1 protein-coding gene is annotated in these 206 nt (G+C 44.2%); it reads right to left on the reverse strand.

Translation table 11 applies throughout. The features are described 5' to 3' along the window. The coding region (locus CWB78_RS18685; protein WP_283957132.1) for a uroporphyrinogen decarboxylase family protein at positions 1-206 on the reverse strand (206 nt) is incomplete at both ends.

Genomic DNA, 206 nt, shown 5'->3' on the forward strand with positions numbered 1-206 from the left:
AAATAGTGCCGACTTCTTGGCGAATACGATCTGGCGTGGCGTGTAGCATTGAAGGATCCAGAATGCCTTGAAGTGCCACTTTATCGCCAACACGAAGTTTGGCATCACCAAGATTAATAGTCCAATCTAGGCCTACTGCATCACAACATGTTGCTTCAATTGCCTCCAACCATATGCCACCATTTTTAGTGTATAAAGTAACCGTT

Origin of the sequence: Pseudoalteromonas sp. S1612 (assembly GCF_005887175.1) — a bacterium.
Classification (GTDB): Bacteria; Pseudomonadota; Gammaproteobacteria; order Enterobacterales; family Alteromonadaceae; genus Pseudoalteromonas; species Pseudoalteromonas undina.